At 39.2% G+C, this 14,125-nt stretch carries 12 protein-coding genes and 1 tRNA gene; 9 read left to right on the top strand and 4 right to left on the bottom strand.

All coding sequences use genetic code 11. From position 1 onward, the window contains the following. Positions 1-12: 12 nt before the first annotated feature. From QK890_RS01630 to QK890_RS01590, 9 genes are all read left to right on the top strand, one after another. On the top strand, positions 13-741 hold the full coding sequence (locus QK890_RS01630) for a DUF5932 domain-containing protein (RefSeq protein ID WP_005777656.1): 729 nt from the start codon (positions 13-15) through the stop codon (positions 739-741). Continuing rightward, the gene (locus QK890_RS01625; RefSeq protein ID WP_022012743.1) at positions 731-2,185 is read left to right on the top strand and encodes an AbgT family transporter; all 1,455 of its coding nucleotides are present in this window, start codon (positions 731-733) and stop codon (positions 2,183-2,185) included. The genes QK890_RS01630 and QK890_RS01625 overlap by 11 nt, the downstream gene beginning before the upstream one ends. Positions 2,186-2,275: 90 nt before the next feature. Continuing rightward, positions 2,276-2,349: transfer RNA gene (locus tag QK890_RS01620), tRNA-Arg, on the top strand. Between the two features lie 250 nt (positions 2,350-2,599). Beyond that, on the top strand, positions 2,600-3,298 hold the full coding sequence (locus QK890_RS01615) for an SOS response-associated peptidase (RefSeq protein ID WP_005806010.1): 699 nt from the start codon (positions 2,600-2,602) through the stop codon (positions 3,296-3,298). 174 nt (positions 3,299-3,472) lie between these two features. Beyond that, positions 3,473-4,210 carry a hypothetical protein gene (locus QK890_RS01610; RefSeq protein WP_005806012.1) on the top strand — a complete coding sequence of 246 codons (738 nt, stop codon included), beginning with the start codon at positions 3,473-3,475 and terminating at the stop codon, positions 4,208-4,210. Positions 4,211-4,330: 120 nt separating this feature from the next. After that, entirely contained in the window at positions 4,331-5,314 is a 984-nt protein-coding gene (locus QK890_RS01605; protein WP_080594334.1) for an aminodeoxychorismate synthase component I, read from the top strand. Continuing rightward, a complete protein-coding gene (locus QK890_RS01600) occupies positions 5,298-5,894 on the top strand; it encodes an aminotransferase class IV family protein (protein ID WP_005777672.1) in 597 nt (198 codons plus the stop codon). Before QK890_RS01605 ends, QK890_RS01600 begins: the two co-directional genes overlap by 17 nt. A 287-nt stretch (positions 5,895-6,181) precedes the next feature. Continuing rightward, positions 6,182-6,850, top strand: a complete 669-nt coding sequence (locus QK890_RS01595; RefSeq protein WP_005777676.1) for a DUF2461 domain-containing protein — start codon at positions 6,182-6,184, stop codon at positions 6,848-6,850. 67 nt (positions 6,851-6,917) lie between these two features. Beyond that, the gene (locus QK890_RS01590) at positions 6,918-8,930 is read left to right on the top strand and encodes an alpha amylase C-terminal domain-containing protein (RefSeq protein WP_367627132.1); all 2,013 of its coding nucleotides are present in this window, start codon (positions 6,918-6,920) and stop codon (positions 8,928-8,930) included. A gap of 68 nt (positions 8,931-8,998) precedes the next feature. On the opposite strand, the gene QK890_RS01585 is transcribed toward QK890_RS01590, so the two are convergent. The 4 genes from QK890_RS01585 to QK890_RS01570 form a co-directional block, all read right to left on the bottom strand. Then, on the bottom strand, positions 8,999-10,696 hold the full coding sequence (locus QK890_RS01585; RefSeq protein WP_005806021.1) for an alpha-amylase family glycosyl hydrolase: 1,698 nt from the start codon (positions 10,694-10,696) through the stop codon (positions 8,999-9,001). Positions 10,697-10,707: 11 nt separating this feature from the next. After that, positions 10,708-11,766, bottom strand: a complete 1,059-nt coding sequence (locus QK890_RS01580; protein ID WP_220390119.1) for a Gfo/Idh/MocA family oxidoreductase — start codon at positions 11,764-11,766, stop codon at positions 10,708-10,710. Then, positions 11,757-12,557 (bottom strand): patatin-like phospholipase family protein, encoded by an 801-nt coding sequence (locus QK890_RS01575; RefSeq protein WP_367627260.1) that lies wholly within the window; start codon positions 12,555-12,557, stop codon positions 11,757-11,759. Before QK890_RS01575 ends, QK890_RS01580 begins: the two co-directional genes overlap by 10 nt. A 180-nt stretch (positions 12,558-12,737) precedes the next feature. Beyond that, positions 12,738-13,946: an MFS transporter gene (locus QK890_RS01570; RefSeq protein ID WP_367627131.1), complete on the bottom strand. Its 1,209-nt coding sequence runs from the start codon at positions 13,944-13,946 to the stop codon at positions 12,738-12,740. Positions 13,947-14,125: the final 179 nt, after the last annotated feature.

Raw genomic sequence — 14,125 nt, 5'->3', positions numbered from 1 at the left:
ATAGATAATAGTATGGAAGATAAGAAATTTAAAGTAATTATTGTAGAAGACGTCAAACTGGAACTGAAAGGAACCGAAGAAATATTCCGTCATGAAATACCGAATGCCCAGGTAATTGGTACGGCAATGACGGAAAATGAATTCTGGCCTTTGATGGAGACTCAGTTACCCGATATGGTATTGCTGGATTTAGGGTTGGGAGGTTCTACGACGATCGGTGTCGATATTTGCCGGAACATATTTAAACGCTATCCAGGGGTGCGGGTGCTGATATTCACAGGAGAAATTCTAAATGAAAAGTTATGGGTAGACGTATTGAACGCCGGAGCAGATGGAATTATATTGAAAACAGGTGAATTACTGACCAAAACAGATGTGCAGGCCGTGATGGATGGCAAAAAACTGGTATTTAATTATCCTATTCTGGAGAAGATTGTCGAGCGGTTTAAAAAATCCGTTGCCAATGACGCTAAACGTCAGGAAGCTGTCATAAGCTATGATATCGATGAATATGACGAACGGTTTCTCCGCCACTTGGCCTTAGGATATACCAAAGAGATGATAGCTAACCTGAAGGGTATGCCTTTCGGAGTGAAATCACTGGAAAAACGGCAAAACGATTTGATTGGGAGGTTGTTTCCGCAAGGTGAACGGGTGGGAGTAAACGCAACCCGGCTGGTGGTTCGTGCATTAGAACTTCGCATTATCGATCTGGACAATCTGGAAGCCGATGAAGAGTAAATGGCGCATTCCGCATCCGGCAACGATGTTCTTCCTGTTTACGCTGGCAGTCATCTTTTTATCTTGGATATTCGATATCTATGGACTAAGGGTACAGCTTCCGCAAACAGGAGCGGAAATTCGTGTGCAGAGTCTGCTGAGTCCGGAGGGGATTCGCTGGATGTTGCGGAATGCGATCACTAACTTTACCGGGTTCGCACCGCTGGGCATGGTACTGACAGCAATGTTTGGCATCGGAGTAGCCCAACATTCCGGATTTATCGATGCTTGTATCCGACAGGGAGTGAAGAACCGGAGAAACACTAAAAAAATAATTCTTTGGGTGATTATCCTGGGATTGTTATCGAATATAGTGGGGGATGCAGGTTATATCATACTACTGCCGATAGCAGCTACTCTATTCTATTCGGTTGGATTGAATCCGGTAGCAGGAATCATCACTGCATACGTATCGGTATCTTGTGGCTACAGTGCCAATGTGATGTTGAGTACAATGGATCCGTTGATAGCCCGTACCACACAAGAGGCGGCCATCGACTCCGGAGTATATCAGGGAAACACAGGACCTTTATGCAATTATTATTTCATGTCTGTTTCTACATTTATTATTGGAGCTATTATTTATAGAATAACCTGTAAACAACTGATTCCTTCTTTGGGAGAATATGAAGGAATGCAAATATCTGAGGTCTATAAACAACTCTCACGGAAAGAACGTCGGGCTATGACTATGGCAATCGTAGTAGGGATGATCTACGCCTCAATCATACTATGGGCTACTTTTTCATCTTGGGGTATTTTGCGGGGAGTAAATGGAGGACTGATACGTTCACCTTTCATTATGGGCATTTTATTCTTACTATCGTTGGGAGCTGCAATCATGGGAATGGTCTACGGATTTAGTTCCGGACGTTATCGTACGGACGGAGATGTAATAGAGGGACTGGCAAAACCGATGAAGTTATTGAGTGGCTATCTTGTCATTGCTTTTTTTGCTGCTCAGATGTTTGCTTGCCTTGAATATTCACATCTTGATAAATGTGTGGCTATCATAGGGGCTAATTTGCTTTCTTCGGTGCAAGCAGGTCCATTATGGACTCTCATCCTGTTTATATTGTTCACTGCTGCAATCAATCTGATTATGGTTTCTGCGACTGCCAAGTGGGCCTTTATGGCTTTTATCTTCGTACCTGTATTTGCACGGATGGGGATTGAACCGGATATGACGCAATGCGCTTTTCGGATAGGTGACAGTGCGACGAATGCCATTACCCCATTTATGTTTTATATGCCTTTAGTATTAACCTATATGCAACAATACGATAAACAGGCCACTTATGGTTCGCTTTTAAAATATACTTGGCGATATTCTGTATATATATTGATAGGCTGGACTATGTTACTTTTTATTTGGTATTTAACTGGCTTACCTTTAGGATTATAGAATAGTGTGATGAAAATGTAAGTAAAAAAAGTCATAGATTCTTTTGGAGATTTCAGAAAAAGCACTACCTTTGCACTCGCAATCAAGGATGGTTCCGTAGCTCAGCTGGATAGAGCAACGCCCTTCTAAGGCGTGGGTCAAGCGTTCGAATCGCTTCGGAATCACAACGTAAAGGCAAGTAGTCTGTAAAAAGACTGCTTGCCTTTCGTCATTTTCTGGCTATCAGACACTTAGTACTATATCGTTTCAGATCAAAATCGTGCGAATTTCTTCAAAAAGGTAGAAAACATGCCCTAATAGGGGCATGGTAGAAAGAATTTAGAAAACAACTAAAGTAGTGGATGGAAACAAGTAAAGCCATCTGGATGTTATATAACCAATATTAATGAAATACTAACTATTAACTACTAAACCATGTGTTTTCATAATTCAATGTCTGCCAAAGCTATAAAACTGGCTACACGTTACGGACGAAAATCTGATATCATTGAGATATATCGGGATGTTCTTAACGAACAATATCACATTAACGCCTTTAACTTTCCCAAATATCCGATTATCACTGCATCTGATGAGATACAGGTATTCAATTGGGGACTTATTCCCTTTTGGGTAAAGACAGAAGAGGATGCTGAAGAGATGCGTAAAATGACCTTAAACGCAAGAGCAGAAACAATATTTGAAAAGCCGTCGTTTCGTGAATCTATAATGAGGAAAAGATGTATCGTTCCCTCTACTGGATATTTTGAGTGGAGACATGAAGAGAGTAAGAAGACTCCTTATTATATTTATGTTAAAAATGAATCCATCTTTTCAATGGCAGGCATTTATGACATCTGGACAGATAAGGAATCGGGTAGGCAGCATGCTACTTTCTCCATCATAACGACTGCTACAAATTCGTTGACGGATTACATACATAACACTAAACACCGAATGCCGGCTATTTTGTCACCGGAAGATGAAGAACAGTGGCTGAATCCTGAATTATCCCGCGAGAATATTGAATATTTCTTTAAACCATATTCTTCAGATGAAATGGGGGCATACCCGATAGGTAATGATTTTATAAAGAAAATGCCAACGGACAAAAGTATTTTGCAGCGGGCATAAAGTTGGTGTATGGCTTCCGGAATATTATCAGATTGGTATTTTATCACTTTTTTTAACGGAAAAATAACTATCGTTATTGACTTTTCAAAAAAGTCAAAAGATGAAAAAATATATTGTGTTTACATAAGATTCGTGTTACATTTGAACGATAAACAATTAAAAAACACAATAACCATGAAAAAAATTATTTTATTACTTGCTTTATGTTTTACCGCAAATAATTTCTTTGCGCAGACTACTGATCCGAATCAACTGAAGAATGAAGGTAATGACGCTTTGAATGCAAAAAATTATGCTGTTGCTTATGAGAAATATAGCGAATACCTGAAATTAACTAATAATCAGGACTCTGTTACTGCATACAACTGTGGCGTATGTGCGGATAACATAAAGAAATATAATGAAGCTGCCAACTATTTTGATATTGCAATTAAAAAAAGGTACAACTTAGCAAATGCATATATCGGTAAATCGGCTGCCTATCGTGATATGAAGAATAATAAGGAGTATATTGCTACATTGGCAGAAGGTATCAAAGCTGTTCCAGGCAATGCAACGCTTGAAAAGCTATATGCAATATACTATTTAAAAGAGGGGCAGAAATTTCAGCAGGCAGGCAATATTGAAAAAGCAGAAGAGAATTATAAACATGCAACTGACGTGAGCAGTAAAAAGTGGAAGACTGATGCTTTATATAGCTTGGGAGTTTTGTTCTATAACAATGGAGCAAGTGTTCTGCAGAAAGCAACTCCTTTAGCAAATTCGAACAAAGAAAAATATGCTTCCGAGAAAGCCAAAGCAGATGCAGATTTCAAAAAAGCCGTAGACTACCTGGGAGAGGCAATTACCTTGTCACCCAATAGAACTGAAATCAAACAGATGCAAGATCAAGCAAAAGGAATGATAAAATAAAAAGATTATCCTAAAGATAGAAGAGAATGGGGTTGCTAAAATCAGCAACCCTATTTTTTTGTATGCATCTGTTTTTTATTGTAAGTTTGTCACTTGAACTAAACAGTGAAAAAAAGAATGATGCAATCCTATAGTAAAAATGAAGCTATCGACCGTATAAATAAACTGGCCAAAACAGGAAAAGCGTTTCTGTTTATTATAAACTATAAACAAGATTGTTCTTTTGTAGAGCAGATAGATAATATAGACCCGTCTGAGCTTCTTTATAATCTGAATGGCTTTAGCAACTGTACGTCTGTACCTATACCTTTACAATCTCCTATAACATGGAGGCCGACCCCAATATCGCTTGTACAATATAAAACTTCGTTCGATATTGTACGCAGAAATATTCTGGGAGGAAATAGTTTTTTAACGAATCTCACCTGTATAACTCCGGTCGCTACAAATTTAGGATTGGAAGATATTTTTTATCATTCTCAAGCTTTATACAAACTTTGGCTGAAGAATCGCTTTGTCGTTTTTTCCCCAGAGATATTCATTCGTATAGAGAATGGGAAGATTTGTTCTTATCCTATGAAAGGAACAATGGACGCAACTTTACCTTCCGCCTTGGAGGTATTGATGGAGGATGAAAAGGAGGCGGCAGAACATGCCACAATTGTTGATCTGATACGGAATGATTTGAGTATGGTGGCAGATTGTGTAGCTGTAACCCGTTATCGCTATGTAGATACTCTCCATACAAATCACGGCCCTATTTTACAGACCAGTTCGGAAATCAGTGGGATTTTGCCGAAAGATTATGTTTCCTGTTTGGGAGATATTCTTTTCAAGCTTCTCCCTGCCGGTTCCATTACGGGAGCCCCAAAACATAAAACGATGGAGATAATAGAACAGGCGGAAAATTATGATAGAGGGTTTTATACTGGCATTACCGGATACTATAACGGAAAAAAGTTGGATAGTGCCGTCATGATTCGTTTCATTGAAGAACAAGATGGAAAAATGTTTTTTAAGAGTGGAGGAGGGATTACCTGTAAAAGTGACTTAGAAAGTGAATATAATGAAATGAAGCAGAAAGTTTATGTGCCAATTTATTGAAACAATACATATAGAGAGAGGAATAATATATAATCTGGATTATCACACGAATCGGATGAACCGGACACGTGCAGTTTTCTGGCCGGAACAGCCAGCGTTAGAGCTATCAAAATACCTTTATCCTGTATCAAGCGAAGGAGTGATGAAGTGCAGAGTAATCTATGGTCGCGAAATAGAGGAGATTACATATACGTCTTATCAGATACGTCCGGTACATTCTTTACAGATTGTTTATTCGGATGATATCGATTACACTTACAAAAGTACAGATCGGAGTGTAATTAATGAACTTTTCGCTCGCAGACAGGAACAAGACGACATACTAATTGTCAAGAATGGACTTCTGACAGATACATCTATAGGTAATATTGCTCTTTTCGATGGAAATGAATGGTATACCCCAAAACAGCCTCTCCTTAAAGGTACCCGAAGAGCATCATTGTTAGCTATGAATCTAATCAAGGAAAAAGAAATAACCGTAGAGCGGTTGTTTGAATACTCTCAAATCTGTTTATTCAACGCAATGATCGACTTTGGTAAGATAAAGATTGATGTCAATCAGGATCTCATACGGATATAACGATTATTAACAAGTTTATTTCTGGTCTGTTTGAACAAAACCTCTTTGGGGCATGTTATATAGATGTGTTTTTCATAGTATTAGATATAAGATTAATTAAAGAGATTGTACCAGCTTGTGATAAGTAAGTACGTCAGAAACAGAGGCGTCTGTTTTATTGATAAATGTGTTAAAGTGTCGGCTCTTTGTAGCCGACACTTTTTTTATACCTGTTTTTCGTCAATTTTATGGATAGTTACAAATAATTCTTATATATTTGTGGGATATAAACAGAAAAGAATGACACAATGAGTAATATACCTGTTATCTTTCGTTTTTTAAAAGACCTTACTGCGAATAACAATCGTGAGTGGTTTAATGAACATCGGGGTGAATATGAAATAGCCCGCATAGAATTTGAAAACTTCCTTTCTTCCGTAATTGCCCGTATTTCACTCTTTGACGAAAGTATCCGTGGCATTCAACCCAAAGATTGTACCTATCGTATTTACCGAGACACCCGTTTTTCTTCTGATAAAACTCCTTATAAGAATCATTTCGGAGGATATATTAATGCGAAAGGGAAAAAATCCAATCATAGTGGTTATTACGTACATATACAACCAGAAGGTTGTATGCTGGCCGGAGGTAGTTTATGCCTGCCACCCAACGTTTTAAAAGCATTGCGTCAATCTATTTATGATAACATTGACGAGTATCGTTCAATTGTGGAAGATCCTGAATTCAAAAAGTTCTTTCCAGTCGTTGGTGAAGATTTTCTAAAAACTGCTCCTAAAGGTTTTCCTAAAGATTTCAAATACATTGATTATTTGAAACCTAAAGAATTTACTTGTGCTTATTCTGTGCCAGACAGTTTTTTCCTGGCTCCTGATATTCTGGATAAAACAGAAGAGGTGTTCCGGCAATTCAAACGCTTTGCTGATTTTACGAATTTTACTATCGATGATTTTGAATAACGATTGGATAGGTATATCCTGAATGACTCTAAAAACAAATTCTGAAACACAATAATACATCCTTTTTATGGAAAAGACTCTTAATCTGATTAAAAATGATCCTTGGCTGGAACCTTACAAAGACGCTATCGTCGGACGTTTTGAACATGCCATGGATAAGAAGGCCGAATTGACCAATGGGGGAAAATCTACGTTGTCGGACTTCGCTTCCGGATATCTTTATTTCGGTTTACATCGCACTGATAAAGGATGGATATTCCGTGAGTGGGCACCGAATGCGTCGCATATTTACATGGTAGGTACATTCAGTAATTGGGAAGAAAAACCTACTTATAAACTAAAACGCCTGAAAAATGGTAACTGGGAAATTAAATTGCCTGCTGACGCTATCAAACACGGCGATCTATATAAATTACATGTATACTGGGAAGGTGGTCAGGGAGAACGAATTCCCGCTTGGGCTAACCGGGTCGTGCAGGATGAAAGCACCAAAATATTCAGTGCTCAGGTATGGGCACCGGAGAAGCCATTTAAATTTAAAAAGAAAACCTTTAAACCCAGTACCGATCCATTGCTGATTTACGAATGCCACATCGGTATGGCACAGCAAGAGGAAAAAGTTGGAACATATAATGAATTTCGCGAGAAAATTTTGCCACGCATTGCCAAAGAGGGATACAATTGTATCCAGATTATGGCCATACAGGAGCATCCATATTATGGTAGTTTCGGTTATCATGTGTCAAGTTTCTTTGCGGCATCATCTCGTTTCGGCATTCCAGAGGAACTCAAACTGTTAATTGATACAGCTCACGAACTGGGTATTGCCGTTATTATGGACATTGTTCATTCGCATGCCGTAAAAAATGAGGTAGAAGGGTTGGGCAACTTTGCAGGTGATCCGAACCAATATTTCTATCCGGGCGGACGCAGAGAACATCCGGCATGGGATTCACTTTGCTTCGACTATGGTAAAAACGAAGTAGTGCATTTCTTGCTTTCAAACTGCAAATACTGGCTGGAAGAGTATCGCTTTGACGGATTCCGTTTCGATGGTGTCACTTCTATGCTCTATTACAGCCACGGATTGGGCGAGGCATTCTGTAATTATGGAGATTATTTTAATGGGCATCAGGATGGCAATGCCATCTGTTACTTGACACTGGCTAATGAATTGATTCATGAAGTGAATCCTAAGGCTATTACCATTGCAGAAGAGGTATCCGGTATGCCGGGACTTGCCGCCAAAGTGGAAGACGGAGGGTATGGATTTGACTATCGTATGGCTATGAATATCCCCGACTATTGGATTAAGACCATTAAAGAAAAGATAGACGAAGACTGGAAGCCATCCAGCATGTTTTGGGAAGTAACTAACCGCCGACAGGATGAGAAGACAATCTCATATGCCGAAAGCCATGATCAGGCGTTAGTAGGAGATAAGACAATCATATTCCGCCTGATTGACGCCGACATGTACTGGCATATGCAGAAGGGCGATGAAAACTATATGGTTCATAGGGGCATTGCTCTCCATAAAATGATTCGTCTACTTACGGCAAGTACGATCAACGGTGGATACCTGAATTTTATGGGAAACGAATTCGGACATCCGGAATGGATTGACTTCCCGCGTGAAGGTAACGGATGGTCATGTAAATATGCTCGCCGGCAGTGGGATTTGGTTGATAATAAAAACCTGACTTACCATTATTTAGGTGATTTTGATGCTGACATGCTGAAAGTAATCAAGAGCGTTAAAAACATTCAGCAGACTCCTGTACAGGAAATTTGGCATAACGATGGTGACCAAGTACTGGCATACCAACGTAAAGACTTGATTTTTGTGTTCAATTTCAATCCGAAACAATCATTTACTGATTATGGATTTTTGGTAACCCCCGGAACTTATGAGGTAATATTGAATACAGACAATGTAGTTTATGGAGGCAATGGCTTGTCAGACGATAGTGTGAAACATTTCACATTGCCCGATTCTTTATATAAAAAAGAAAAGAAAGAATGGTTGAAACTCTATATTCCTGCGCGAACAGCAATGGTATTGAAAAGAACCAAATAAAAATGGGAATAAACAGATAAAAAACAGCCCTTGCACAGATTAGATTGCAAGGGCTGTTTTATATTCAACTAAAATTTAATCTTCAGTATTTTACCGGTATATGCTCCTAAAGCTATTTCTGTGGCTTTATAAGGCAATAAACAGACTACTTCTTCTTTATCGGTCATTAAATCGGTTGCTTTGTATGAGTCAAATTGGGGAATCTGCAAAAAATCGAAGGCATGAGAAGGTACATTAATTGCAACATTTACCGATTGATTATCAAAGTTTACGACTACAAACAGCAATTCATTTTTATACTTACGCATGAAAGTATACTGCTTATGTTCATTAAATCTCCATCCATTTTCATTGGCATACATCAAATCAAAAAATACACCTTTTGATATTGCCTGCTCTTCATTACATAGAGTCAAAACCTTATGGTAAATTGCATATAAATGCTTTTGTTCTTCAGTTAGCATTTTTCCATCAAATTTACCTTCGTTACGCCAACGCCGAATGGTGTCTACACTCCAATAATCGAAAATAGTGGTTCGTCCGTCACGTCCGCTGAATCCTTCACTATCCATTCCCATTTCTCCGAACTCCTGACCAAAATAGATCATCATCGGATTCGTATTCATGCAAGCTGATACGATTAGTGCGGGAATGCCCTTGCGTGGGTCTCCGGCAAAGAAATCAGATGCAATGCGCTGTTCGTCATGATTCTCAAGGAAGTTAAGCATCCGCTTTTCAATCCCCCCCAAAGACTGCCAACTACGGGTGATGGCAGTTGCTGAATCATAACCACAAGCCACGTTACGCAAGGTATCATACAGTCCTACTTTATCATAGAGATAATCGAACTTACCACGAAACAGATAATTTTTATATTCGTGAGGATTGTATACTTCAGCAATAAACAAAATATTGGAATAGGTTTGTTTCACTTGTGGAATAGCCCATTCCCAGAACTCTACCGGAACCATTTCAGCCATATCACAACGGAATCCATCAATGTTCTTGGAAGCCCAGAAAAAAAGAATATCCAACATTTTAATCCAGGTATCCGGAGTCGGTGAAAAATGACAGGTTCCTCCATTTTGATAATCTACTCCATAATTCAGCTTTACAGTTTCATACCAGTCATTTATATTCGGGTAAGCATCAAATCGATTGTTACCAGTTGCTTTGGCAGGAAATTCACGATAAGGTTCCACTGCGTTTCCTGTCATATCAAACTGACCGTGCAATTCCGATTGTGGAATATAATAAAAATTATTGTATGGACTGAACGAGTAATTAGGATCATCGTTGGCTCCGAGCTGGCTGGTACCATCCGGCTGTGCATCCGAATGATATTGGCGCGCTACATGATTCGGTACAAAGTCGATAATCACTTTTAGTCCTACCCTGTGTGTGCGGTTTACCAGGTTTTCAAACTCTTTCATTCGTCCGGGAACATCAGTAGCCAAATCCGGATCTACATCATAATAATCCTTAATGGCATAAGGAGAGCCCGCTTTGCCTTTTACAATAGCCGGATGATCCGGTCGGATATTATATCTTCTGTAATCAGTCTGAGTAGCGTGTTCGATAATACCGGTATACCAAATATGAGTCGCTCCGAGCTTTCTGATCTCACCCAAAGCTTTGGCTGTGAAATCAGCCATTTTTCCACAACCGTTTTGTAAGATGTCTCCGTTATTGATGCAGTGGTTATTATTATTTCCAAACAAGCGCGTAAACACTTGATAAATAATCATTTTTTCTTCGTTCTTCATTTTTATAAAAGCTATTTAAGATTAACTATTTTAGTTTCCCGATGGCTCTGATAAGCCGCTTCGATTATTCGTATCACATTCAAGATGTCTTGTGCATGCGTTTTCAACGTTTTTCCTAAACACAAGTGTTCATATATATTCTGATAGAAACCACCATAATTACCGGATATACCCGGATATTTCCGGCAGATTTCTTTTCCATTCATTTCTGTATGCAATAATCCCCATTCTTGTTCCGATTCCTCTCCCCAATTAGGGCTGCCAGGCATTTCACCAGCCAATAAGGCAGCTTCTTGTTTGTCGACTCCATATTTGACATACGATCCTAACGTCCCATGCAACATGAAACGTGGTTCGGCTTCCCGCATCAAATAGCTTGCTTTCAGGGTGATCTTCACATCAGGTGCCAAGGAAGGACGTAACAAATGAATTATAAAATAATCATCTACTTTTCCTCCATTACGAAGTACACCCAAATCGGCAAAAACAGCTTCAGGCATTCCGAAAAGCTGAACTGCCTGATCAATCAGGTGTGATCCCAGATTATATGTCAGTCCACCTCCCGATACTCCGGTTTCTTTCCATGTGTTAGGCTTGATGAAGTTTCGGTAACGGGCGAAAGTTGATTCATATTCCACTAAGCGACCTAACAACGACTTATCAAGAATATCACGTACTGTCAAAAAGTCTGCATCCCACCTGCGATTTTGATACACACTAAGCATTAGTCCTTTTTGTTCAGACAAAGCTATTAATTCTTTTCCTTGTTCTGTAGTAGAAGTAAAAGGTTTCTCAACTACCACGTTTTTTCCGGCTTCAAGAGCCATTCGGGTATATTCATAATGTGTGCTGTCCGGGGTATTAACCACAATCAGATCTATCTCGGGATCCTCTGTCAACTCATTAAAACTACGCACAATCGTTGCTTGCGGATAACGTGCTTTAGAGAGTTCCTTGGTACGCTCTACTATTTTACAAAGTTTGAAATGCGGATTCGTACTGATAAACGGGGCATGAAATACCTGTCCCGACATACCAAAAGCAGCCAATCCGGTTTTTATTATCTCCATATCTTTCCTTTCTCCTCAATCAGTTGATCCAAAACTTCGGAAGCTGTGTTATAGCCTTGCTCGAAAATCTCTTCAGCTTTTTCAAGCTCAGTATTGCTGTAACCCTCCAGATTATAAGGTTCTATTAGTAAATCACAATTATCGCGCTCCGGAAACGTATTGGCGCGAAACATAAAATGATAAGAGCGCATGGCAATACTGACAATATTCATTTTATATTTCTCTGCCATCAGCGGACTGACATTTACTGCCACTACTTTTTCACATTCATTTCGGATGGTAGAAACTGGTAAATTCATCAAAAGCCCTCCATCCACATAGTGTGTATTTCCTATTTTTACAGGCGTAAACAATACCGGCATACAGCATGAAGCTGCCACTCGTTCGGCTATATTCCCTTTATGAAAATGCATACTGCGCCCATGATCCAGATCAGTGGCGGTGATGATTAGTGGAAGTTTTAAGTCTTCCAGTTTCTGTGCTTTAAGATTCGACTTCAGAAAGTCTATAAATTCTCCCAGTGCAAATAAACCGACTTTGGGAATCACAAGTTTGGTCAAGTCCTGAAATTTATGTCCGGAAAAGTAGTCCAACACTCTATAGGGTTCATTACCGTCGGCGTAAAAAACTCCGGCCAAAGCTCCGGCACTTACTCCTGAAATGATATCCGGTTTAATATCATGCTCCAATAAGGCCTGGATAACTCCCAAATGGGCAAATCCTTTAATAAAGCCTCCGCTTAAGGCATATCCAATGTTATAAGGTTTTCCGGTTGATGCGTTATTCTCCATTTTCATTTACTTGATTCATATATGTACGCCACGAAATTAGTAAAATAATTAAGAGGGAGAATTGATATAAGAAAAAAACTGGTAGAAAATAGCATTAAAAAGGATAAAATCCGGAAAAGTGATTCCGGATTTTATTTATTCAAATATAAAAAGCAGATACAGATTACTTTTCAATTATTCTTATTTTTCTTTTTTCGTTTTTTTTAAATCCGGTAAAAACCAAGTAACCAATCCTAATAACGGCATGAATGCACAAACATTGTATATCGCATCGATTCCAAATTTATCGGCCATATTGCCAAGGACAGCAGAGGCGATACCGGCAACACCAAATGCAAATCCAAAAAAGAGTCCCGAAATCAGCCCTAATTTATTAGGAAGCAGTTCCTGCGCATAAAGCAAGATAGCGGGAAAAGCGGACGATAACATCAGTCCGACGCAAAAACTAAGAAGTACAGTCCATACAAGTCCGGCATGTGGCATCAACAAACTAAACGGTGCTGTGCCAAGGATTGATCCCCAAATTACATATTTGCGCCCGACCTTATCACCGATAGGGCCTCCCATTAATGTACCGATGGCAGTAGCTACCAGAAATACAAATAAGAAAAGTTGTGATTGCTGAATACTTACATTAAACTTGTGTATCAGATAGAAAGTATAATAGCTGTTCAGACTCGCCATATAAATATATTTAGAAAAGATCAAGATCATCAGTATCGTAATGGCAAATACTGTTTTGCCTGGAGGGAGCGGGCGTTCAATATAGGTTCTTGCAAGTATGGGACGTTTTTTAAGATGGTTCAGATAGCCCCAATACCAACGGCAAATAGGGAACATTGCACAGATAGCCGCTAAAGCAAGAATTGCAAACAAAGCAATATAATGCCTGCCGTAAGGAGCCACTAACAACGCCACTAACAAAGGACCTAATGATCCGCCCAAATTGCCGCCCACCTGAAAGAGTGATTGCGCTAATCCCCGTTTTCCTCCTGAAGCTAAAAAGGTTATACGTGATGCTTCGGGATGAAGGACAGAAGAACCGATTCCAATAATAAAAACGGATGCAAGCAACCAGTGTAAATTGGACGCAAAAGCCAGATTCAACATACCTACCAGTGTGAAACTCATTCCGATGGGAAGTGACCATGCTATAGGACGTTTGTCAAAAATAAGACCGGTCAGTGGTTGAAACACGGAAGCGGACATCTGGTAAACAAGAGTTATCAATCCAATCTGAGCAAAACTTAACGAGAGATCTTCTTTAAAGAGAGGATATACAGCCGAAATGACAGCCTGCAAAAGATCATTTAAACAGTGAGAAATACTTAATGCGATCAATATAGGAAATGCAATCCTACGAATCGGTTGGACCTGACTTTGTACCATATATTCTATAACCTTATTTAAAATCGGGTGCAAAGGTATAAAAAACAAAAGAAGTAAGTAGCATAGGAGTGAGTCTAAATTAAAGAATAGCCGAATCGTCAGCGGATAAAAGGGGACTATTATTTTTCATGGGAATAAATCTTGATTTGCTAACTTTTTATGTATCTTTGGTTCATAAA

This window comes from Bacteroides sp. NGMCC 1.200775 (genome assembly GCF_040798045.1).
GTDB classification, from domain to species: domain Bacteria; phylum Bacteroidota; class Bacteroidia; order Bacteroidales; family Bacteroidaceae; genus Bacteroides; species Bacteroides hominis.
The sequence above is the reverse complement of the archived record's forward strand: the minus strand, read 5'-3'. Positions and strand labels throughout refer to the sequence as shown.

Coding starts and splice junctions, on each gene's coding strand:
- QK890_RS01610 (WP_005806012.1), top strand. CDS start 3,473: ATGAAAAAAATTATTTTATTACTTGCTTTATGTTTTACCGCAAATAAT.
- QK890_RS01580 (WP_220390119.1), bottom strand. CDS start 11,766: ATGGAGATAATAAAAACCGGATTGGCTGCTTTTGGTATGTCGGGACAG.
- QK890_RS01595 (WP_005777676.1), top strand. CDS start 6,182: ATGAGTAATATACCTGTTATCTTTCGTTTTTTAAAAGACCTTACTGCG.
- QK890_RS01630 (WP_005777656.1), top strand. CDS start 13: ATGGAAGATAAGAAATTTAAAGTAATTATTGTAGAAGACGTCAAACTG.
- QK890_RS01585 (WP_005806021.1), bottom strand. CDS start 10,696: ATGAAGAACGAAGAAAAAATGATTATTTATCAAGTGTTTACGCGCTTG.
- QK890_RS01570 (WP_367627131.1), bottom strand. CDS start 13,946: ATGGTACAAAGTCAGGTCCAACCGATTCGTAGGATTGCATTTCCTATA.
- QK890_RS01600 (WP_005777672.1), top strand. CDS start 5,298: ATGTGCCAATTTATTGAAACAATACATATAGAGAGAGGAATAATATAT.
- QK890_RS01590 (WP_367627132.1), top strand. CDS start 6,918: ATGGAAAAGACTCTTAATCTGATTAAAAATGATCCTTGGCTGGAACCT.
- QK890_RS01625 (WP_022012743.1), top strand. CDS start 731: ATGAAGAGTAAATGGCGCATTCCGCATCCGGCAACGATGTTCTTCCTG.
- QK890_RS01575 (WP_367627260.1), bottom strand. CDS start 12,557: ATGGAGAATAACGCATCAACCGGAAAACCTTATAACATTGGATATGCC.
- QK890_RS01615 (WP_005806010.1), top strand. CDS start 2,600: ATGTGTTTTCATAATTCAATGTCTGCCAAAGCTATAAAACTGGCTACA.
- QK890_RS01605 (WP_080594334.1), top strand. CDS start 4,331: ATGCAATCCTATAGTAAAAATGAAGCTATCGACCGTATAAATAAACTG.